At 66.0% G+C, this 19,049-nt stretch carries 19 protein-coding genes; 12 read left to right on the top strand and 7 right to left on the bottom strand.

Going from position 1 to position 19,049, the window contains the following annotated elements; translation table 11 throughout:
• Positions 1-26: 26 nt before the first annotated feature.
• From ASE31_RS03360 to ASE31_RS03375, 4 genes are all read right to left on the bottom strand, one after another.
• Positions 27-1,325 (bottom strand): efflux RND transporter periplasmic adaptor subunit, encoded by a 1,299-nt coding sequence (locus ASE31_RS03360; protein ID WP_057200097.1) that lies wholly within the window; start codon positions 1,323-1,325, stop codon positions 27-29.
• 255 nt (positions 1,326-1,580) lie between these two features.
• Positions 1,581-2,618, bottom strand: a complete 1,038-nt coding sequence (locus ASE31_RS03365; RefSeq protein WP_057200098.1) for a DctP family TRAP transporter solute-binding subunit — start codon at positions 2,616-2,618, stop codon at positions 1,581-1,583.
• 66 nt (positions 2,619-2,684) lie between these two features.
• Positions 2,685-3,983, bottom strand: coding sequence for a TRAP transporter large permease (locus ASE31_RS03370; RefSeq protein ID WP_057200099.1), 1,299 nt, complete (start codon positions 3,981-3,983; stop codon positions 2,685-2,687).
• Positions 3,980-4,543 carry a TRAP transporter small permease gene (locus tag ASE31_RS03375; protein WP_057200100.1) on the bottom strand — a complete coding sequence of 188 codons (564 nt, stop codon included), beginning with the start codon at positions 4,541-4,543 and terminating at the stop codon, positions 3,980-3,982. The genes ASE31_RS03370 and ASE31_RS03375 overlap by 4 nt, the downstream gene beginning before the upstream one ends.
• A gap of 222 nt (positions 4,544-4,765) precedes the next feature.
• On the opposite strand from ASE31_RS03375, the gene ASE31_RS03380 reads away from it, so the two are divergent.
• The 6 genes from ASE31_RS03380 to ASE31_RS03405 all read left to right on the top strand — a co-directional run bounded on the left by ASE31_RS03380 (position 4,766) and on the right by ASE31_RS03405 (position 10,109).
• Positions 4,766-5,692 carry a LysR family transcriptional regulator gene (locus ASE31_RS03380; protein ID WP_057200101.1) on the top strand — a complete coding sequence of 309 codons (927 nt, stop codon included), beginning with the start codon at positions 4,766-4,768 and terminating at the stop codon, positions 5,690-5,692.
• A gap of 206 nt (positions 5,693-5,898) precedes the next feature.
• The gene (locus ASE31_RS03385; protein ID WP_057200102.1) at positions 5,899-6,792 is read left to right on the top strand and encodes an amino acid ABC transporter substrate-binding protein; all 894 of its coding nucleotides are present in this window, start codon (positions 5,899-5,901) and stop codon (positions 6,790-6,792) included.
• Between the two features lie 112 nt (positions 6,793-6,904).
• Positions 6,905-7,804, top strand: a complete 900-nt coding sequence (locus ASE31_RS03390; RefSeq protein WP_057200103.1) for an amino acid ABC transporter substrate-binding protein — start codon at positions 6,905-6,907, stop codon at positions 7,802-7,804.
• A gap of 109 nt (positions 7,805-7,913) precedes the next feature.
• On the top strand, positions 7,914-8,672 hold the full coding sequence (locus tag ASE31_RS03395; protein WP_057200104.1) for an amino acid ABC transporter permease: 759 nt from the start codon (positions 7,914-7,916) through the stop codon (positions 8,670-8,672).
• A gap of 3 nt (positions 8,673-8,675) precedes the next feature.
• Complete coding sequence (locus ASE31_RS03400; RefSeq protein WP_057200105.1) at positions 8,676-9,341, top strand: amino acid ABC transporter permease; 666 nt, start codon at positions 8,676-8,678, stop codon at positions 9,339-9,341.
• Positions 9,342-9,371: 30 nt separating this feature from the next.
• Positions 9,372-10,109: an amino acid ABC transporter ATP-binding protein gene (locus ASE31_RS03405; RefSeq protein ID WP_057200106.1), complete on the top strand. Its 738-nt coding sequence runs from the start codon at positions 9,372-9,374 to the stop codon at positions 10,107-10,109.
• A gap of 171 nt (positions 10,110-10,280) precedes the next feature.
• On the opposite strand, the gene ASE31_RS03410 is transcribed toward ASE31_RS03405, so the two are convergent.
• Positions 10,281-11,201, bottom strand: coding sequence for a MurR/RpiR family transcriptional regulator (locus tag ASE31_RS03410; RefSeq protein ID WP_057200107.1), 921 nt, complete (start codon positions 11,199-11,201; stop codon positions 10,281-10,283).
• A 101-nt stretch (positions 11,202-11,302) separates the two neighbouring features.
• On the opposite strand from ASE31_RS03410, the gene ASE31_RS03415 reads away from it, so the two are divergent.
• The 5 genes from ASE31_RS03415 to htpX all read left to right on the top strand — a co-directional run bounded on the left by ASE31_RS03415 (position 11,303) and on the right by htpX (position 16,380).
• Complete coding sequence (locus tag ASE31_RS03415) at positions 11,303-12,472, top strand: M20 family metallopeptidase (protein WP_057200108.1); 1,170 nt, start codon at positions 11,303-11,305, stop codon at positions 12,470-12,472.
• A gap of 47 nt (positions 12,473-12,519) precedes the next feature.
• Positions 12,520-13,509 (top strand): tripartite tricarboxylate transporter substrate binding protein, encoded by a 990-nt coding sequence (locus ASE31_RS03420; protein ID WP_057200249.1) that lies wholly within the window; start codon positions 12,520-12,522, stop codon positions 13,507-13,509.
• Positions 13,510-13,555: 46 nt separating this feature from the next.
• Positions 13,556-14,602: a dihydroorotase gene (pyrC, locus tag ASE31_RS03425; protein WP_057200109.1), complete on the top strand. Its 1,047-nt coding sequence runs from the start codon at positions 13,556-13,558 to the stop codon at positions 14,600-14,602.
• A 56-nt stretch (positions 14,603-14,658) separates the two neighbouring features.
• Entirely contained in the window at positions 14,659-15,348 is a 690-nt protein-coding gene (locus tag ASE31_RS03430; RefSeq protein ID WP_082604008.1) for a DUF3025 domain-containing protein, read from the top strand.
• 159 nt (positions 15,349-15,507) lie between these two features.
• On the top strand, positions 15,508-16,380 hold the full coding sequence (gene htpX / locus ASE31_RS03435; protein WP_057200111.1) for a protease HtpX: 873 nt from the start codon (positions 15,508-15,510) through the stop codon (positions 16,378-16,380).
• Between the two features lie 87 nt (positions 16,381-16,467).
• Here htpX and ASE31_RS03440 read toward each other — a convergent pair whose 3' ends face one another.
• Complete coding sequence (locus ASE31_RS03440) at positions 16,468-17,163, bottom strand: SDR family oxidoreductase (RefSeq protein ID WP_057200112.1); 696 nt, start codon at positions 17,161-17,163, stop codon at positions 16,468-16,470.
• A 59-nt stretch (positions 17,164-17,222) separates the two neighbouring features.
• On the bottom strand, positions 17,223-18,356 hold the full coding sequence (locus tag ASE31_RS03445; protein ID WP_057200113.1) for a thiolase family protein: 1,134 nt from the start codon (positions 18,354-18,356) through the stop codon (positions 17,223-17,225).
• Positions 18,357-18,440: 84 nt separating this feature from the next.
• On the opposite strand from ASE31_RS03445, the gene ASE31_RS03450 reads away from it, so the two are divergent.
• Positions 18,441-19,022: a TetR/AcrR family transcriptional regulator gene (locus tag ASE31_RS03450; RefSeq protein WP_057200114.1), complete on the top strand. Its 582-nt coding sequence runs from the start codon at positions 18,441-18,443 to the stop codon at positions 19,020-19,022.
• Positions 19,023-19,049 lie beyond the last annotated feature (27 nt).

The raw sequence follows: 19,049 nt of genomic DNA on the forward strand, positions 1-19,049 counted from the left end.
GGGTGAGGCGTTGCGCGCAGCGCGCCTCAGGAACTGGCTGCGGCCGACGAGGCCGTGGCCGCCGCGGGCGCGGCCTTGTCGCGTGGCTTGACCACCGTGGGCTTGACCGTCTGGCCCACGCGGGCCTTCTGGAAGCCGTCCACCATCACCTTCTCACCGGCCTTGACGCCCGAGATCACCAGCCAGCGGTTGCCCACGGCCTGGCCGAGTTCCACCGGGCGCTTGGTGAGCTTGTTGTCCTCGCCCACCACCTGCACGCTGGGCTCGCCGGCGGCGTTGCGGATAACGGCCTCCTGGGGCAGCAACAGGGCCTGTGGCGCCACGCTGGTGGCCAACTGGGAGCGTACGTACATGCCGGGCATGATGAAATGGTCGGGGTTCGGGAAGGTCGCTCGCAGGGTGATCGCACCCGAGGTCGGGTTCACTGCGGTGCCGGTGAACTGCAGCGTGCCTTCTTTTTCGTAGGTCGAGCCATCCTCCAGGATGAGCTTCACCTTGGCCTGGTTGGAATCCACGCGCGTGAACTTGCCTTCCTGCCATTGCCTGCGCAGCTGCAGCAGCTCCGCGCTGGACTGTGTGATGTCCACCTGGATAGGGTCGAGCTGCTGGATGGTGGTCAGCGCATTGGCCTGGTTGGCCGTGACCAGGGCACCGGCCGTGACGGCCGACAGCCCGATGCGCCCGGAGATGGGCGCGACGATGCGCGTGTAGCGCACGTTGATGCGCGCGGTGTCCAGGGCTGCCTGCGCCACGCCCACGTCGGCCTGCGTCTGCTGCACCGAAGCCTGGCTTTCGTCGAACACCTGGCGGCTGATGGCGTCGATCTCGACCAGTTCCGCATTGCGTTTGGCGTTGACCTGGGCCGTGCGCGCCGTGGCCTGCGCCTTGGCGAGCACTGCCTGGGCGCTGGCCTGGGCGGCTTCGTAGGTGGCCGGGTCCACCTGGTACAGCGGCTGGCCGGCCTTGACCAGCGCGCCCTCGGTGAACAGCCGCTTCTGGATGATGCCGTTGACCTGCGGGCGGATATCGGCGTTCTGGAACGCCGCCGTGCGGCCCGGCAACTCCGTGCTCAGCGTCTGGCTCTCGGGGGCCAGCACGACCACGCCCACCGCTGGCTCGCCTGCGGGCTTGCCCGCGCCGGCCTGGGCCGGCTGGTCCTTGCCTGAGCAGGCCACCAGGCCGCCGATGCACAGGGCCGCGATGCAGGTTCGAGCCCAGGCCGGGTTCAGCCGGGACAAGGGGTGAGCAGCAGGGCGGACGGGGGAGGAGGCCGGCGTCAGCGAGCCCGTGGCAGCCGGGTGGCCAGCATTCAGAAGGAACGGCATGGGAGACGGTGAGTCAGAGTTGAAGGCATTGTGGGGGCCATATGTGTACGCACGATAAAGTTGGCAAAGCCGAAGCCCGTTGGAAGGCTTTTTTCAGACGGATGCGCGCGCCCCCGCACCGCAGTAGTGCTTGCAAGCATCGGGCCAGCCGGGGGACATCCAGGCGGCCGCCCACGAAAAAGGCGCCCCCTGTTACAGGGAGCGCCTTGGATTGTGCGGGCCGCCCTTATCGGCTGCCGGTATGTGCTTATGCGCTTATTGCTTGCGCGCGGCAATCGCCTTTTCGGCCTGGGTCACCAGGTCGGCGCCGATCTGGCCTTTCCACTTCTCGAACACGGGGCGGGTGGCCTTCACGAAGGCGTCGCGTTCGGCGGGACTCAGTTGGGTCACGGTCACGCCATTGGCGGCGATGTCCTTGAGCAGGGGCTTGTCGGCCTCGACCATGCCCTTGCGGGCGATGGCGATCTCTTCCTTGCCGGCGTCGATGGCGGCCTGCTTGACGATCTCGCGATCGGCCGGCGTCCAGGAGTTCCAGATGTCCTTGTTCACCACGAAGACCAGCGGGTCGTTGATGTAGCCCCACATGGTCACGTGCTTCTGGGCCACGGTGTGCAGCTTGGCAGCCATGTACACGGCAATCGGGTTCTCCTGGCCGTCCACGGCGCCACTGGCCATGGCGGGCTGGGCATCGGCCCAGCTCATCTGCGTGGGGTTGGCGCCCAGCGCGGTGAAGGTGTCCAGGAACAGGGGCGAGCCGACCACGCGGATCTTCAGGCCCTTCAAGTCCTCAGGGGTCTTGATGGCCTTCTTGGAGTTGGAGATCTCGCGGTAGCCGTTTTCGCCCCAGGCCAGGGGCACCACGCCGGCCTTGTCCAGCGTCGCGAATATGTTCTTGCCGACTTCGCCCTGTGTGAGCGCGTCCACGGCCGCGTAGTCGGGCATCAGGAAGGGCAGCGAGAACAGGTTCAGCTGCTTGACCTGGGGCGACCAGTTGATGGTGGAGCCCACGGCCATGTCGATCACGCCCTGGCGCAGCGCCGAGAACTCGCGCGTCTGGTCGCCCTGGATGAGCGAGACGCCGGGGTACAGCTTGATGTTGATGCGGCCCTGCGTGCGCTCGCGCACCTTGTTGGCCCACAGCTCGCCGCCCTTGCCCCAGGGGAAGGCGGTGCCCAGCACCAGGGACATGCGGTATTCGCTCTTGTAGGCCGTCTGGGCGATGGCGGCCGGGGCGGTGAAGGCCAGTGCAGCGGCGGCGGCCACGGCGGAAGTCAAAAAGGTGCGCAGTTTCATGTTGTCAGTCTCCTGGGGTCAATTTTGTAGGGTGGAAGGCAAATCGGTCTCGGGGTTTACAACAGGTCAGTAACCCAGGCGCGCGGGCAGCCACAGCGCCAGTGGCGGGAAGGCGATCACCAGCACCATCACGAGGAACATGGCGAACAGCATCCAGCCGACCCAGCGCACGGTCGATTCCATGCGCACGCCGGCGATGCGGCACGAGACCATCAGGTTCACCGCCAGCGGCGGGGTGAACTGGCCCAGCGCCACCTTGAGCGTCAGGATCACGCCAAACCAGACGGGGTCCCATTGGTAGTGCTGCATGATGGGCAGCAAAAGCGGCACGAAGATCAGGAAGATGGAGATCCCATCGAGGAACATGCCCACGGTGATCAGCAGCACGATCAGCAGCGCCAGCACACCGTATTCGCCCAGGCCCGAATTCACGATGGCCTTGGCCACCGGGTCGATCACCCCGAGGGTGGACAGCGAGTAGGCAAAGATGCCCGCGAGCGACACCACCAGCAGGATCACGGCCGACAGTTCACCCGATTCGCGCAGGATGGGGAACAGGTCGCGCACCTTGATCGTGCGGTGGATCACCATGCCCACGAAGAGGCCGTAGAACACCGCCACCACGGCGGCCTCGGTGGGCGTGAACCAGCCGGCGCGCATGCCGCCCAGGATCAGCACCGGTGCGGCCAGACCCCACAGGGCTTCGCGCAGGCTCTTCCAGAACGGGGGGCGCGGCATGGTGGATTCGAGCGCGCCCATCTTGTGCTTGCGCGCCATCCACACGGCCGGAATGATCAATGCGATGCCCGCCAGGATGCCCGGGATCATGCCGGCGGCGAACAGCGCGGGCACCGAGGCGCCCGGCACCAGCACCGAGTAGATGATGAAGGCGACGGACGGCGGGATCAGGATGTCGGTGGCTGCTGCTGCCCCCACCACGCTGGCCGAGAACGAGGGCGGGTAGCCCGCGCGCGACATGGCGGCGATCATCACGCCGCCCACGGCAGCGGCGTTGGCCGGGCCCGAGCCCGAGATGCCACCCAGGAACATGGCCACGGCAATCGCCACCAGCGGCAGCATGCCCGGGCCGCGCCCGACGATGGCCACGGCGAAGTTCACCAGGCGCAGGGCCACGCCCGAGCGGTCGAAGATGGAGCCGACCAGCACGAACATCGGAATCGCCAGCAGCGGGTACTTGCCCAGGCCGGCATAAAAGTTCTGCGGCACGGCCAGCAAGCCGAACCACTGGCTGTCGGCATTCGCCAGCGCAATCGCGGCGGCGCCGGCCAGGCCCAGGGCAGCGCCTATGGGCACGCCCAGGAACATCAGGCCCAGGAAGGCCACGAACAGGAGCGTGGCGATCATGGCTGTGCGTCCTCGGCGGGGCTTTCGGGCCGCAGCGCTTCACGGCTGCGGCGCAGCAGCAGGCCCACGGCCCGCGCAGCGATCAGCGCCGAGATGACGGGCAGCCAGATGGAGTACCACCACTGCGGCACGCCGATGCCCGGCGAGGTCTCGCCAAAGCGGTAGTCGTCCCAGACCACGCGCACGCTGAGCACGGCGATCAGCGCGAACAGCACGGCCACGGCCACGGCGCCCAGCTGCGCCAGGCGCTTGCGGCGCGCGGCCGAGCCGCCTTCGGCAAAGTATTCGATGCGGATGTGCTGGTCGCGTGCTACGGCAGCGGAGCCCGCCACCAGGGCCAGCACGATCATCAGGAAGACGGAGATTTCTTCCGTCCAGGCAAAAGAGGAACTGGTGAAGTAGCGCACCAGCACGTTGGCAAATGTGATGAGCGCCAGCGCCGCCATGACGATGACGGTGAGCCAGTCCTCGATGCGCAGGGCGCGGGGTTCTTCGGAGGCAGGGGCGGCGACGGGCACGGAGGCGTCGGTCACCGGCCCTTGGGGAGGGGTGGAGGACATGGGAGCGGCGGTACAGGAGAACAAACAGGACGGGGCCGGTCGCTCTGCCCGCCGGTGTTGTGCACCTGGGGCCGTGACGCGGGAGCGCGCTTTGGACGCAGCTTTCCCTATTATGCGGTGCGTTGCTATGTGTGCACACCAATGGTGCGCTATGGATAAACCCTTGTACAGGCTTTCCATGACCGGCCGGCACGCAGCAGGGCTGGAAACGATAATGCAGCGATGGAAACCAAGTGGCTTGAAGATTTCGTCAGTCTTGCAGAAACCCGCAGCTTCAGCCGGTCCGCCCAGTTGCGGCATGTGACGCAGCCTGCCTTTTCACGGCGCATCCAGGCCCTGGAGGCCTGGGCCGGTACCGATCTGGTGGACCGCAGCTCTTACCCCACGCGCCTCACGCCGGCCGGCAAAACCCTGTACGACCAGGCGCTGGAGATGCTGCAGGCGCTGCAGAACACCCGGGCCATGCTGCGCGCGCACACCAGTGCAGGCAAGGACATGATCGAGTTCGCGGTGCCGCACACGCTTGCCTTCACCTTCTTCCCGGCCTGGGTGTCGAGCCTGCACGACAAGTTCGGCCCCTTCAAGAGCCGGCTGATCGCCCTGAACGTGCACGACGCCGTGATGCGCCTGGTGGAAGGGGGCTGCGACCTGCTGATCGCCTACCACCACCCCTCGCAGCCCTTCCAGCTCGATGCCGACCGCTACGAGATGGTGAGCCTGGGCCAGGAGGTGCTGTCCCCGTACTCCAAGGCCGACGCCGACGGGCAGCCCCTGTTCCGGCTGCCGGGCCGGGTGGGCCAGCCGCTGCCCTACCTGGGCTATGCGCCCGGCGCCTACCTGGGGCGGGTGACGGAGCTGATCCTCAAGGAGTCGGGCACGGCGATCCACCTGGACCGGGTCTACGAGACCGACATGGCCGAGGGCCTCAAGGCCATGGCGCTCGAAGGGCATGGCGTGGCCTTCCTGCCCCACAGCGCGGTCAAGAAAGAACTGCGCACGCGCAAGCTGGTCAGTGCCGCCCCGCCGGACACCGAGGGCCTGCAGATGACCATGGATGTGCGCGCCTACCGTGAAAAGCCCTCGGGCAAGGAAGCGCCCAAGGGCACGGCCCAGGCCCTGTGGACTTATCTACAGGCGCAGGCGGCATGAACAGCCGGGTTTTTCATGCCTAGGGTAAATACGGATATAAACAGTTTGCATAGTTGTCCGCGCAAACGGCATTGGAATTTCATGGTAACGACACGTACAGTCGCCCCCATTGCTGGATCAGCGATGGCGATGTAGTCTCTTTCAGGCCCCACGGTGGCACGAAGATTGCAGATCTGATTCCACTTCCTATTTACCGAGACATCCGCATGAAAGTTCAGCATTGGGGATTGGCGTGGGGCATTGCTGCCTTGTGCTGCGCATCCGCGGCGTCTGCGCAGGGGGTGCTCGAACGCGTCAGCGGTGGCGGCAAGATGGTGATCGCGTACCGCGAGTCGTCAGTGCCCTTCTCGTATATCGACACCAAGACCGGCAAGCCGGTGGGCTACGCCATGGACCTGTGCCTGCGCCTGGCCGACGTGGTGCGCAAGAAGACGGGCAAGAAGGACATGCAGGTCGAGTTCCTGGCGGTCACGCCAGCCAACCGGATTGCGATGATCGAGCAGGGCAAGGCCGACATGGAGTGCGGCTCCACCACCAACAATGCCGAGCGGCGCCAGAAGGTGGCCTTCACGGTGCCGCATTTCATCACCGGCGCGCGCCTGCTGGTGAAATCCGCCAGCACCATCGACCGCGTGGAAGATCTCAATGGCAAGAAGCTGGTGTCCACCAAGGGGACCACGCCGCTGAAGGCGGCCGACCAGGCCAACCGCGAGCGCCTGATGGGCATCACCATCCTGGAAGCGCCCGACCACGCCAAGGCCGTGGAGATGGTGGAAAAGGGCGAGGCCGATGCCTTCGTGATGGACGACGTGCTGCTGTACGGCCTAGCCGCCGGCCGGCCGAACCCGGGTGCCTTGAAGGTGGTGGGCCGGTTCATGACCACCGAGCCCCTGGCCATCATGCTGCCCAAGAATGACCCCGAATTCAAGAAGCTGGTGGATGAGGAGATGCGCCGCCTCATCACCAGCCGGGATATCTACCCCATATATGAGAAGTGGTTCGCCAAACCGATTCCCCCGAACAACACCACGCTGAACCTTCCGGTCAGTTATCTGTTGCGGGACTTCTGGAAATACCCTACCGACCAGGTCCCGTTCTGACTAATATCGCTGGTCGCGTGGTTCCCTTTTTGGTTTTTTGCCCGCCGGTGCTTCCGGGCTGGGTAAATCTCTAAAATCCCCCCCTTTTTTCGTTACACACAAGGAGATCCCAATGAAGAAGCATTTGCTCGCGGTTGCCGTGACCGCCCTGGCTGCAGGCAGCGCATTCGCCCAAGCCACCGACACCCTGGCCAAAATCAAGGCCTCGGGCAGCGTGACGCTGGGTGTGCGGGAGTCTTCGGGTCTTTCCTACACTCTGGGCAATGGCAAGTACGTGGGTTTCCACACCGAAATGGGTGAAATCATCCTGGCCGACATCCAGAAGCAACTGGGCCTGGCCAAGCTGGAAACCAAGTACCAGCCCGTGACCTCGCAAAACCGCATTCCCCTGGTAACCAATGGCACCGTGGACCTGGAATGTGGCTCCACCACGAACAACGCCGCACGCCAGAAGGACGTGGCCTTTGCCGTGACCACCTATGTGGAAGAAGTTCGCACCGTCGTGAAGGCCAATTCGGGCATCACCTCCATCAAGGACCTGAACGGCAAGACCGTGGCCACGACCACGGGCACCACCTCGGTGCAGACCCTGCGCAAGCACGAGCGCTCTGGCGGCATCGACTTCAAGGAAGTCTTCGGCAAGGACCACGCCGACAGCTTCCTGATGCTGGAAACCGGCCGTGCCGACGCCTTCGTGATGGATGGCTCGATCCTGGCTGCCAACATCTCCAAGTCCAAGAACCCTGCCGACTACAAGATCGTTGGCGAAGTGCTGTCGGTGGAGCCTATCGCCTGCATGCTGCGCAAGGATGACCCGGCCTTCAAGAAGGCCGTGGACGACAGCATCAAGCGCCAGATCGCCGACGGCTCGCTGGCCAAGCTGTACGACAAGTGGTTCATGCAACCCGTGCCTCCGACCAACACCAAGATCGGCCTGCCCATTTCCGACGCCACCAAGGCGGCTTGGGCCGCCCCTAACGACAAGCCCATGGAAGACTACGCCAAGAAGTAATCTTCGGGATGCTTGCGCCCCTTCGGCCACCGCGGTTTGAAGGGGCTTTTTTGTTGGGTGGGCAAAGGATTGCGCCCAATGCAATACCAAAAAATAAAGGGGTGATCCTATGAGTTGGGATTGGCAGGTGTTCTGCCAGGACACCATGGACAGGGAAGTCGTGCAAAGCTGCTTTGGCAAGGGCGGCGAAATCACTTACCTGGACTGGATGCTGTCGGCCTGGGGCTGGACGGTGTCTGTTTCGCTGCTGGCCCTGGTGCTGGCTCTCGTATTGGGCTCCGTCATTGGCACGCTGCGTACCTTGCAGGACCGGCCGATGGTCGTGCGCCTGGGCAATGCCTGGGTCGAGCTGTTTCGCAACATTCCACTGCTGGTGCAGATCTTCCTGTGGTACCACGTCCTGCCCAGCCTCTTTCCGGTCATGAAGGGCGTTCCCGGCTTCACGCTGGTGGTGCTGGCGCTGGGCTTCTTCACGTCGGCACGCATTGCCGAGCAGGTGCGCTCGGGTATCAACACCCTGCCGCGCGGCCAGCGCTATGCGGGTCTGGCGGTGGGCTTCACCACCTTCCAGACCTACCGCTACGTGCTGCTTCCCATGGCGTTTCGCATCATCATCCCGCCGCTGACCAGCGAGACGATGAACATCTTCAAGAACTCCTCCGTCGCGTTTGCCGTGTCGGTGGCTGAGCTCACGATGTTTGCCATGCAGGCGCAGGAGGAAACCTCGCGCGGCATCGAGGTCTATCTGGCCGTGACGGCGCTCTACGTCATCTCGGCGTTTGCCATCAACCGCATCATGGCGTTCATCGAGAAGCGTGCGCGCATTCCCGGCGTGGTTGTGCCCAGCGGCGCAGGTGGGGGGCACTGACCAATGAATCTCGATTTTTCCTTCTACAACTGGGACCTGATCTCCAACTTCGTGCTCAAGGGGCTGTATTTCAGCCTTTTCCTCACGGTGGTGGCCACCATCGGTGGTGTGCTCTTCGGGACCGTGCTGGCGCTCATGCGCTTGTCGGGCAAGAAGTGGCTGGACGTGCCTGCGACCATCTACGTCAATGGCATGCGCAGCATCCCGCTGGTGATGGTGATCCTGTGGTTCTTCCTGCTGGTGCCGGCCATCATTGGCCGGCCTATCGGAGCGGAAGTGTCTGCGGTGGTGACCTTCATCGCCTTCGAGGCCGCCTACTTCAGCGAAATCATGCGCGCCGGCATCCAGTCCATTGCGCGTGGCCAGGTCCATGCGGGCCAGGCGCTCGGGATGACCTACGGGCAGAACATGAAGCTCGTGGTGCTGCCCCAGGCGTTTCGCAACATGCTGCCGGTGCTGCTCACGCAGACCATCATCCTGTTCCAGGACACCTCGCTGGTCTACGCCATAGGTGCCTACGACATGCTCAAGGGCTTTGAAGTGGCCGGCAAGAACTTTGGCCGCCCCATCGAGGCTTACCTGGCCGCAGCGGTTCTGTACTTTGTGATGTGCTATGCGCTGTCCTGGATGGTCAAACGCCTGCACCAGAAGATCGCGATCATTCGCTGATGCAAAAGAGATTGGATTGAGGAACAAGAAATGATCGAACTCAAGAACGTATCCAAGTGGTATGGCCCCGTGCAGGTGCTCAACGAGTGCTCGGCCGTCATCAACAAGGGTGAAGTGGTGGTGGTGTGCGGGCCTTCGGGCTCGGGCAAGTCCACGCTGATCAAGACCATCAACGCGCTCGAGCCCTTCCAGAAGGGCGAGATCACGGTGGACGGCATCCAGCTGCACGACCCCAAGACCAACCTGCCCAAGCTGCGCAGCCGCGTGGGCATGGTGTTCCAGCACTTCGAACTGTTCCCCCACCTGTCGGTGACGGAGAACCTGACGATTGCGCAGGTCAAGGTGCTGGGCCGCAGCCCCGACGATGCCAAGAAGCGTGGCCTGAAGATGCTGGAGCGCGTGGGCCTGATGGCGCACAAGGACAAGTTCCCTGGCCAGCTCTCGGGCGGCCAGCAGCAGCGTGTGGCGATTGCCCGCGCCCTGAGCATGGACCCCATCGTGATGCTGTTCGACGAACCCACTTCGGCGCTCGACCCCGAAATGGTCGGCGAAGTGCTGGACGTGATGGTGGGCCTGGCCAACGAAGGCATGACCATGATGTGTGTGACCCACGAAATGGGCTTCGCCCGCAAGGTGAGCAACCGCGTGATCTTCATGGACGTGGGTGGCAAGATCCTGGAGGACTGCTCCAAGGACGACTTCTTCAACCACCCCGAAGCCCGCCAGCCGCGCACCAAGGACTTCCTCAACAAGATCCTGGCGCACTGAGTGGTGCATGCATGCCTGTGCCCTGCGGGGCACGGCGTGCAGGATTTCACACAAGGCGCCTTCGGGCGCCTTTTTTGTTCGTGGCGGCAGCGCAAAGCGTCGGGGGTCCCAAGCTGGGTTCGCGGCTTCCCGCGCCCGATGACCTCGGCGCGCTGAGTCGCAGGCTCCTGCCTATTTTCGGACGGGCTTGCGCGCTGGAACTCCCTCCACGATGAGCTGCTGCTCCTCCACATCCTTCCACAGCGTATCCCGGCGCTTGAGTGCTTCCGACACGGCTTCGTGCCGCAACTGCGCCACGGCCGACACCAGTGCATTGCACAGGAAGAAGGCGGCGGTGTACGAGTCGAACGGAGAGGCGTTGGAGGTGCGCACCAGGATGCGTTCATGGGCCAGCACGGCCAGCGGGGCCGAGGCGCTGTCGGTGATGGTCAGCACCTGGCCACCGGCCTCGCGAAAGCGCTGCGCCACCTTCACCGGGCCGCTCGCGTAGCGGCGGATGCTGAAGGCCAGCAGCACGTCATCGGGCTGCACCCATAGCAACTGGTCGGTGGCCGCCACGGCGCCAGCGCCCAGCTCGTGCACGCCGGGGCGGCACATGTTCAGATGCAGTGCCAGCCAGGCCGCCACGGGCGCGCTGTTGATCTGTGCCAGCACGAAGACGCGGCCCTTGCCCTGCGCCAGTCGCGTGGCGATGGCCTCGAAGGCCGCCATGTCCAGCCCGTCGCGCGTGGCGCCGATGTTGTGCTGGTCGTGCAGCAGGGCGTCGTCCACGCATTGTTGCAGGCTGCGCCGTGTGCCGATGGTCACGGGCGCGCGCTGCCCGGCCGTCTGCAGCAGGGCCGTGACCTCGGCGCGGGCCTCGCGCTGGGCCTCGGCGTAGCTGCCATAGCCCAGCTTGGCGAACAGCCGCACCACGGTGGAGGCGCTGGTGCCGGTGCGGGCGGCCAGGGCGGTGGCCGATTCGAGCAGCGCATGGGGGTAATCGCGCTCCAGCGACTCGGCCAGCGCGCGCTCGCTGGCCGTGAGGCCCGCGCCCTGGCGGGCCAGGCGCTCGGGCAGCAGTCCGTCTGAGTTCTGCAATGATAATTTCATTGATATCCATTTTATGAAAAATGTATTGCAAACAAGGCCGCTGCATGCAACACTTTCACTCCATCGCCCAGCCGTCCCCGGGCGTGGGAGCAAAGGAAAACATGCAGGATACCCTTGAAGAAAGCCGCGTGCAGGTACGCACGCGCATCCTCGATTGGCTGGCCGGCCAGCAACAGGCGATGCAAGACCTGTTGCAGAAGGTGGTGGACATCGACAGCGGCAGCCGCGACGAAGCGGGCGTGACGACGGTGGCCGCAACCCTGCGCGAGCGGCTCGTGGCCGCCGGCGTGGCGGTGGAGTTGGTGCCCGTACCCGGCTATGGCGTGCTGCTGCAGGCCCAGGTGCCCGGCCCCACCGAGGGCGCGCCCATCCTGCTCATGGGCCACATGGACACGGTGTACCCGGCCGGCACCGTGGCGCGCCGCCCCTTCCGCGTGGAGGATGGCCGTGCCTACGGCCCCGGCGTGGCCGACATGAAGTCGGGCCTGGTGATGAACGCCTTCGTGGCCGAGGCCTTTGCGCGCTGCGGCGGGCTCACGGCGCCGCTGCGGCTGTTCTTCTCTTGCGACGAGGAGATTGGCTCGCCCGCCACACGCGAGCACATCATGGCCGCGGCCCGCGGCGCCCGTGCCGTGTTCAATGCCGAGCCCGGCCGCGTGAGCGGCAACCTGGTCACCAGCCGCAAGGGCTCCATGGCCATCGAATTCGAGGTGCAGGGCGTGGCCGCCCATGCCGGCATCAACCATGCGGCCGGCGCCAGCGCCATCGGGGCGCTGGCCCACAAGATCCTGGCGCTGGATGCACTGACCGACGTGGCTGCGGGCATCACCACCAACGTCGGCGTGGTGCAGGGCGGCATCGTGCCGAACATGGTGGCGCCGCACGCCAAGGCCGAACTGGACGTGCGCTACACCGCCGAGACCGATCCCGACGAACTCTTCGAGCGCGTGCGCGCCATCGTCGAGGCCGAGAGCCTTCCCCGCACCCAGGGCCGCGTGACCGGCATGCGCCGCACCCTGCCCATGAAACCCACTCCCGAGACACTGCTGGCGCTGTACCAGCGCGGCGCGCAGTCGCTGGGCTTTTCGGTAGAGGGCGAGTTCACCGGCGGCGCGGCCGACAGCGGGCTGACCGCCTCGGTGGGCGCACCCACGCTGTGCGGCACCGGCCCCGTGGGTGGCCACCCCCACACCGAGCGCGAGTACTGCGAGCTGTCCACCCTGGTGCCGCGCGCGCAGGCCGTGGCGCTGGCTGTTCTCGACCATCCCTGATTTCCGATCCCTGCAAGACCTTGAGAGAAGACCCCGTGAACTCCTTCATGCAACCCAATCGCCGCCACATCCTCAACGCCGGCCTCGGGCTGGGCCTCGCGGGCCTGGCACCGCTGGCCGCACAGGCCCAGGACAGGTATCCCTCGCGTCCCATCACGCTCGTGGTGCCGTTTCCTCCCGGGGGATCGGTGGACATCATGGCGCGCCAGTATTCGGAGCCGCTGTCGCGCATCCTGGGCGTGCCCATCGTGGTCGAAAACCGCGCAGGTGCCGGTGGCTCGGTCGCATCACTGGGCGTGGCGCGCGCCAAGCCCGATGGCTACACGCTGGTGGTGTCCTCGCAGAGCAGCCACCTGGCCAACCCGCTGACCCAGCCCAAGGTGGGCTACGACCCGATCAAGGACTTCGAGAACATCGCCATCCTGGGCCGCCAGCCCAATGCACTGGTCGTGCACTCGAGCCTGCCCCTCAAGTCCGTCAAGGAGTTCGTGGACTACGCCAAGAAGAACCCCGGCAAGCTCAACTACGGCAGCGGCGGCGTGGGCAGCATGGGCCAGCTCAACGTGGAGATGTTCAAGGCGGTCACCGGTATCTACACCACGCACATCCCCTACCGCGGCGGCACGCCGCTGATCACGGCCGTGCTGGCCAACGAGGTGCAGTTCATCCTCGACAACCTGGTCATCATGCTGCCCCATGTGCAGGCCGGCAAGGTGCGCGCGCTGGCTGTGGCCTCCGAGCAGCGCCTGCCGCAACTGCCCGATGTGCCCACCATGGCCGAGGTCGGCTATCCCGAGCTCAACCTCAGCTCCTGGACCGGCCTGGCCGCCCCTGGGGGCACCCCCGACGCCATCGTGCAGACGCTGTACAAGGCGGTACGCCAGGCCGCCACGGCACCTGCCATGGTGGCCAACCTCAAGGAGCGCGGCGTGATCGTGCCCGAGGAGATGCCGCCTGCCGCCTTCGAGAAGATGATGGCCGAGCGCCTGGTGAAGTTCGGCGACGTGGTGCGCAAGGCCGGCATCACCGCCGAATGAGCGGTACCGGCAGGGGGGTGATGCGGGGAATGGGAGAATATCGCCCATGACTGCAGCCGCCCCCACCAACACCCTCACCATCACCCGCCCCGACGACTGGCACCTGCACGTGCGCGACGGAGAGCCCCTGTTCACCGTCGTGCCGCACACGGCCGCCCAGTTCGGCCGCGCGATCATCATGCCCAACCTGCGCCCGCCCGTGACCACGGCCGAGCAGGCCCTGGCGTACAAGGGGCGCATCCTCGCTGCCGTACCCGAGGGCGTGGCCTTCGAGCCGCTGATGACGCTGTACCTCACCGACAACCTGCCGCCCGAAGAGATCGTGCGTGCCCGCGAAGCCGGGGTGGTTGCAGCCAAGCTCTACCCCGCAGGCGCGACCACCAACAGCGACGCGGGCGTGACCGACCTGCGCAAGACCTACAAGACCCTCGAAGCCATGCAAAAAAGCGGCATGCTGCTGCTGGTGCACGGCGAGGTGACCAGCAGCGACATCGACCTGTTCGACCGCGAGGCGGTGTTCATCGAGCAGCAGCTGATCCCGCTGCGCCGCGACTTCCCCGAGCTCAAGATCGTCTTCGAGCACATCACCACCAAGGATGCGGCCGACTACGTGCAGGCGGCCGACCGCTTCACGGCGGCCACCATCACCGCGCACCACCTGCTGTACAACCGCAACGCCATCTTCATCGGCGGCGTGCGCCCACACTACTACTGCCTGCCCGTGCTCAAGCGCGAGACGCACCGCCTGGCCCTGGTGCAGGCCGCCACCAGCGGCAGCGCCAAGTTCTTCCTGGGCACCGACAGCGCGCCGCACCCTGCGCACCTAAAGGAGCACGCCAGCGGCTGCGCCGGCTGCTACACCGCCCACGCGGCGATGGAGATGTACGCCGAGGCCTTCGACAACGCGGGCGCACTCGACCAGCTCGAAGCCTTCGCCAGCTTCAACGGCCCGGACTTCTACAGCCTGCCGCGCAACACCGGCACCATCACCCTGCGCCGCGAGTCGTGGACGCCGCCCGACAGCTTTGCCTTTGGCGAAGCCGAACTCAAGCCTTTGCGCGCGGGTGAAGCGCTGCCGTGGCGGCTGGTCTAGAGGCGATTGACTGGGCTGCCGCCTGGCTAGCGCCGTGGCAGGCCACTGGCCAAGCCATGGCGCAGCAGGTGCTGCTGCACGGCGCGCCGGTGCACCGCGCGCTGCAGTGCGCCTGGGCAGCGCCCGTGCAGTTTGTCCCGCAGGGCGACCTGCCCGAAGGCGCGGCCTACGAGCAGCACATCTTCGACACGCGCCGCGTGCCCACGCGCGACAACCTGCACGACTTCTTCAACGGCCTGGTGTGGCTGCAGTTTCCGCAGGCCAAGCTGCGGCTCAACGAACTGCAGGCCGGTGCCATCGCGGCGCACGGCATTGGTGCGGTGCGCGGCCCGCTGCGCGATGCGCTCACGGTGTTCGATGAGAACGGTGCCCTGCTCGATGCGCCTGCGCCTTTGTGGGACGCGTTGAATGCGCGCCAGTGGCAGCGCCTGTTTGTGGATCTGCGCCCGCTGTGGCGAGAAGCCCGGCTGGTGCTGTTCGGCCATGCGCTGCTGGAGAAGCTCGTGACGCCGCGCAAGCCTATCGTTGCGCATGTGTACCGTGCGCCGGCACCCATGGCCTCCCTGGCACAGGCCGATGCCTGGCTGGCGCAGCAGATGCAGCCCGAATATTGGGCCACCAAGCCCTTCACGCCACTTCCGGTGCTGGGCGTGCCCGGCTGGTGGGCGGCCAATGAGGATCCCTGTTTCTACGCCGATCCGCAGGTGTTCCGGCCTTCCCGCGCCATGTCGGACAAGACGCCCTAATTCCCGTCAGCGACTGTGTGATAAGGCCCCTCCAGGCAATTCGCCCTACCATACCGCGAAGGGAAACTGCGGTTGCGGGCCACGGTGTGGCGGTGCTTGAATCGCGCCGGCCCACCCCCCATCTAGACCGCAGTGCCTTGTTTACCCCACGGAGAGAACATGAAGCGGATATTTTTGTTTGTACTGACCAACCTGGCCGTCGTCGTCGTGCTGGGGGTGGTGGCGAGCCTGCTCGGCGTGAACCGCTACCTCACGGCCAACGGCCTGAACCTCGGCGCGCTGCTGGGCTTTGCGCTCATCATGGGTTTTGGCGGCGCCATCATCTCGCTGTTGATCAGCAAGCCCATGGCCAAGTGGACCTCGGGTGTGCGCGTGATCGACGGCTCAGGTTCGGCCGATGAGCGCTGGATCGTCGAGACGGTGCGCAAGTTCGCCGACGAGGCCAAGATCGGCATGCCCGAAGTCGGCATCTTCGAAGGCGACCCGAACGCATTCGCCACGGGCGCGTTCAAGAACTCGGCGCTGGTGGCGGTGTCCACCGGCCTGCTGCAGGGCATGACGCGTGAAGAGGTCGAGGCCGTGATCGGCCACGAGGTGGCCCACATCGCCAACGGCGACATGGTGACCATGACCCTGATCCAGGGCGTGATGAACACCTTCGTGGTGTTCCTGTCGCGCGTGATCGGCTACGCGGTGGACAGCTTCCTGCGCAAGAGCGACGAGAACAGCTCGGGCCCCGGCATCGGCTACTACGTGACCACCATCGTGCTGGACATCGTGCTGGGCTTTGCCGCAGCCATGGTCGTGGCCTGGTTCAGCCGCCAGCGCGAGTTCCGCGCCGACGCAGGTGCCGCCCAGCTGATGGGCCGCCGCCAGCCCATGATCAATGCCCTGGCGCGCCTGGGCGGCATGCACCCGGGCGAGCTGCCCAAGAGCGTGGCCGCCATGGGCATCGCCGGTGGCATCGGCAAGCTGTTCAGCACCCACCCGCCCATCGAAGAGCGCATTGCTGCGCTGCAGAACAAGGCGTGATGCGTTGAACGGCCCCGGGGCCGTATCGCTCAGTTAAAAAAAGCCGCCGGGTGTGAACCCGGCGGCTTTTGTTTTTGGGGACCTGCCTCAGCCTGCGTAGGCCGGCGTGGCGCTGGACAGCGATTGCTTCACATGGCGCGTGGTGTCGTCGGCCAGCACCTCGGCGAGGCCGGCCTGCACGCCCTGCAGCGCCAGGCGTGCGACGTCGAGCGGGGCGGCCTTGGGGGCGTCCAGGCCGCGCGTCATGTCGGTGTCCATGTAGGCCACGTGCAGGCTGGTCACCTGCGTGCCCTGGGCGCGCAGTTCATTGCGCAGGCCATTGCTCAGCGACCAGGCCGCAGCCTTGGAGGCGCTGTAAGTGGCCACTGCGGGAATCGTGAGCCAGCTCAGTACCGACAGCACGTTGAGCACCGCGCCACCGCCGTTCGCCTGGAGCACCGGGGCAAAGGCCTGGGCCACGGCCCAGGGGCCGAAGAAATTGGTCTCGAACTCGGCGCGCGCAGCCGCCATGGCATCGGTGCCCAGGAAGCTCGACCCACGCGAGATGCCGCTGTTGTTCACCAGCAGCGTCACGTCGGGGCAAGCGGCCACGGCAGCGGCGATCTGGGCGGTGTTCGTGACATCGAGCTGCACGGGGATGACGCCGGGCAAGGTGACGGTGGCGGGGTCGCGTGCGGCCGCGTAGACCTTGCGGGCACCTGCGGCGAGGGCCGCCTGCGCAAAGGCCAGGCCCAGGCCCCGGTTGGCACCGGTGATGAAGACGACGGAGTTCTGGAGGTTCATGGAAGCAGTCCTTGGGGCAAGAGATACGAGGTGGGGTGGGGGAAATAGGTTGGCAGCGGTCACAGCGCCTGTAGCACCGTGGCGATGCCCTGGCCGCCGCCGATGCATTGCGTGGCCAGCGGATAGCGCCCGCCCTGGCGCTGCAGCAGCGCGGCCGCCTTGCCGGTGATGCGCGCGCCGGTGGCGCCCAGCGGGTGGCCGATGGCCAGGCCGCCACCGTCGAGGTTGATGGTCTCGGGCCGCAGGCCCAGTTCGCGGATGCAGGCCAGCGCCTGGGAGGCGAAGGCCTCGTTGATCTCGACCACGTCCATGTCGGCTGCGGCCAGGCCTGCGCGGGCCAGCGCCTTGCGCGATGCAGGGATGGGCCCCAGGCCCATGAAGGCGGGGTCCACGCCCGCAGTGGCCATGGCGACGATGCGCGCCAGCGGTTGCAGGCGATGGCGCGCGGCGTAGGCCTCGCTGGTCACCAGCACGGCGGCTGCGCCATCGGTCAGTGGCGACGAAGTGCCCGCCGTGACCGAGCCGGTCTCGCGGAACGCGGGCTTGAGGCCGGCCAGCGCTTCGAGCGAAGTGGCGGGGCGGATGCAGCCGTCCTCGGCCACCACCTGCCCGTCGGGCAGGGCGATGGGCACGATCTCGTTGCGCAGCAGGCCGGCTTCGCGCGCTGCGGCGGCCTTGCGGTGGGATTGCAACGCCAGTTGCTCCTGGTCGGTGCGCGACACCGCGTAGCGCTCGGCCACGTTCTCGGCCGTCTCGCCCATGGCCATGTAGGCATCGGTCTGCTCGAACAGCACAGGGTGGGGCGAGAAGGTGAGGCCGCCCTGCGGCACCATGGTCATGGACTCCACCCCCAGGCACAGGTAGGCATCGCCCAGTCCGGCCTCGATCTGCGCGGCCGCAATGTGCACGGCCGACATCGACGAGCCGCAAAAGCGGTTCACCGTCATCCCGCTGACCCCGTGCGGCAGCCCCGCCAGCAGCGATGCGATGCGCGCGATGTTGTTGCCCTGGGCGCCTTCGGGGTAGGCGCAGCCGGCGATCACTTCTTCCAGCGTCGCCGGGTCGATGCCGGTGCGCTGCACCAGGCTCCTGATGAGTTCGGCGGCCAGCGTGTCGGGCCGCACCTGGGCCAGAGCGCCTTTGCGTGCGAAGTGGAACGGAGTGCGCGCATAGGCGGTGATCAATGCTTTCATGGGGACACCTTTTAAATGTTGTTTGACATGAATAAATATAAATGTCGATCAACATGTAAAATAAGTCAAGCACAAGGAGAAGCCATGAAAGTGACGAGGGCGCAGGCCGAGGCCAACCGCGAACGCATCGTGGATGTGGCAGGCGAGCTGTTCCGTGAAAAAGGGTTCGACGGCATCGGCCTGAACGAGCTGATGCAGGCCGCCGGGCTGACCCGGGGCGGCTTCTATGGCCATTTCGAGTCCAAGGATGAACTGGCCGGCCTGGCATGTGAGCGCGCACTCATGGCCAACCAGCACTACTGGGAGGAGATGTCCGCCAAGCCGCCGGCCGAGGCGCTGCAGGCGCTGGTGGGGTTCTACCTCTCGGACCTGCATTGCCAGCACACCGCCAAAGGCTGTGCGATGGCTGCGCTGGCCGGTGACGTGGCCCGCGCTGGTGCGGCGCTGAAGGGCACGTTCGAAACCGGGATCGACAATTTCCTGCGGCTGCTGGAACCCCTGATGCAGGGTGACGAACCTGCCGAGCGCCGCGAACAGGCTTTGGCTGCGCTGTCGCAACTGGTGGGGGCACTGGTGCTGTCACGCGCCGTCCGCAGCCCGGAGCTCTCCGGCGAACTGCGTGCCGCAGCGGGGGCGAGCGTGTTGAGGGGTGCGGCGGCGGGGTGACCTTGAGAAAAGCCCTTTCCTGCTGTA

It is taken from the genome of Acidovorax sp. Root217 (genome assembly GCF_001428645.1).
GTDB lineage: Bacteria > Pseudomonadota > Gammaproteobacteria > Burkholderiales > Burkholderiaceae_C > Acidovorax.

Excerpts from the sequence above, each read along its gene's own strand:
- ASE31_RS03375 (WP_057200100.1), bottom strand. The coding sequence starts at position 4,543 with ATGTCCTCCACCCCTCCCCAAGGGCCGGTGACCGACGCCTCCGTGCCC.
- ASE31_RS03445 (WP_057200113.1), bottom strand. The coding sequence starts at position 18,356 with ATGAAAGCATTGATCACCGCCTATGCGCGCACTCCGTTCCACTTCGCA.
- ASE31_RS03420 (WP_057200249.1), top strand. The coding sequence starts at position 12,520 with ATGCAACCCAATCGCCGCCACATCCTCAACGCCGGCCTCGGGCTGGGC.
- ASE31_RS03410 (WP_057200107.1), bottom strand. The coding sequence starts at position 11,201 with ATGAAATTATCATTGCAGAACTCAGACGGACTGCTGCCCGAGCGCCTG.
- ASE31_RS03370 (WP_057200099.1), bottom strand. The coding sequence starts at position 3,983 with ATGATCGCCACGCTCCTGTTCGTGGCCTTCCTGGGCCTGATGTTCCTG.
- ASE31_RS03440 (WP_057200112.1), bottom strand. The coding sequence starts at position 17,163 with ATGAACCTCCAGAACTCCGTCGTCTTCATCACCGGTGCCAACCGGGGC.
- ASE31_RS03415 (WP_057200108.1), top strand. The coding sequence starts at position 11,303 with ATGCAGGATACCCTTGAAGAAAGCCGCGTGCAGGTACGCACGCGCATC.
- ASE31_RS03395 (WP_057200104.1), top strand. The coding sequence starts at position 7,914 with ATGAGTTGGGATTGGCAGGTGTTCTGCCAGGACACCATGGACAGGGAA.
- ASE31_RS03385 (WP_057200102.1), top strand. The coding sequence starts at position 5,899 with ATGAAAGTTCAGCATTGGGGATTGGCGTGGGGCATTGCTGCCTTGTGC.
- ASE31_RS03390 (WP_057200103.1), top strand. The coding sequence starts at position 6,905 with ATGAAGAAGCATTTGCTCGCGGTTGCCGTGACCGCCCTGGCTGCAGGC.
- ASE31_RS03405 (WP_057200106.1), top strand. The coding sequence starts at position 9,372 with ATGATCGAACTCAAGAACGTATCCAAGTGGTATGGCCCCGTGCAGGTG.
- pyrC (WP_057200109.1), top strand. The coding sequence starts at position 13,556 with ATGACTGCAGCCGCCCCCACCAACACCCTCACCATCACCCGCCCCGAC.
- ASE31_RS03365 (WP_057200098.1), bottom strand. The coding sequence starts at position 2,618 with ATGAAACTGCGCACCTTTTTGACTTCCGCCGTGGCCGCCGCCGCTGCA.
- ASE31_RS03430 (WP_082604008.1), top strand. The coding sequence starts at position 14,659 with ATGGCGCAGCAGGTGCTGCTGCACGGCGCGCCGGTGCACCGCGCGCTG.
- ASE31_RS03400 (WP_057200105.1), top strand. The coding sequence starts at position 8,676 with ATGAATCTCGATTTTTCCTTCTACAACTGGGACCTGATCTCCAACTTC.
- ASE31_RS03360 (WP_057200097.1), bottom strand. The coding sequence starts at position 1,325 with ATGCCGTTCCTTCTGAATGCTGGCCACCCGGCTGCCACGGGCTCGCTG.
- ASE31_RS03450 (WP_057200114.1), top strand. The coding sequence starts at position 18,441 with ATGAAAGTGACGAGGGCGCAGGCCGAGGCCAACCGCGAACGCATCGTG.
- htpX (WP_057200111.1), top strand. The coding sequence starts at position 15,508 with ATGAAGCGGATATTTTTGTTTGTACTGACCAACCTGGCCGTCGTCGTC.
- ASE31_RS03380 (WP_057200101.1), top strand. The coding sequence starts at position 4,766 with ATGGAAACCAAGTGGCTTGAAGATTTCGTCAGTCTTGCAGAAACCCGC.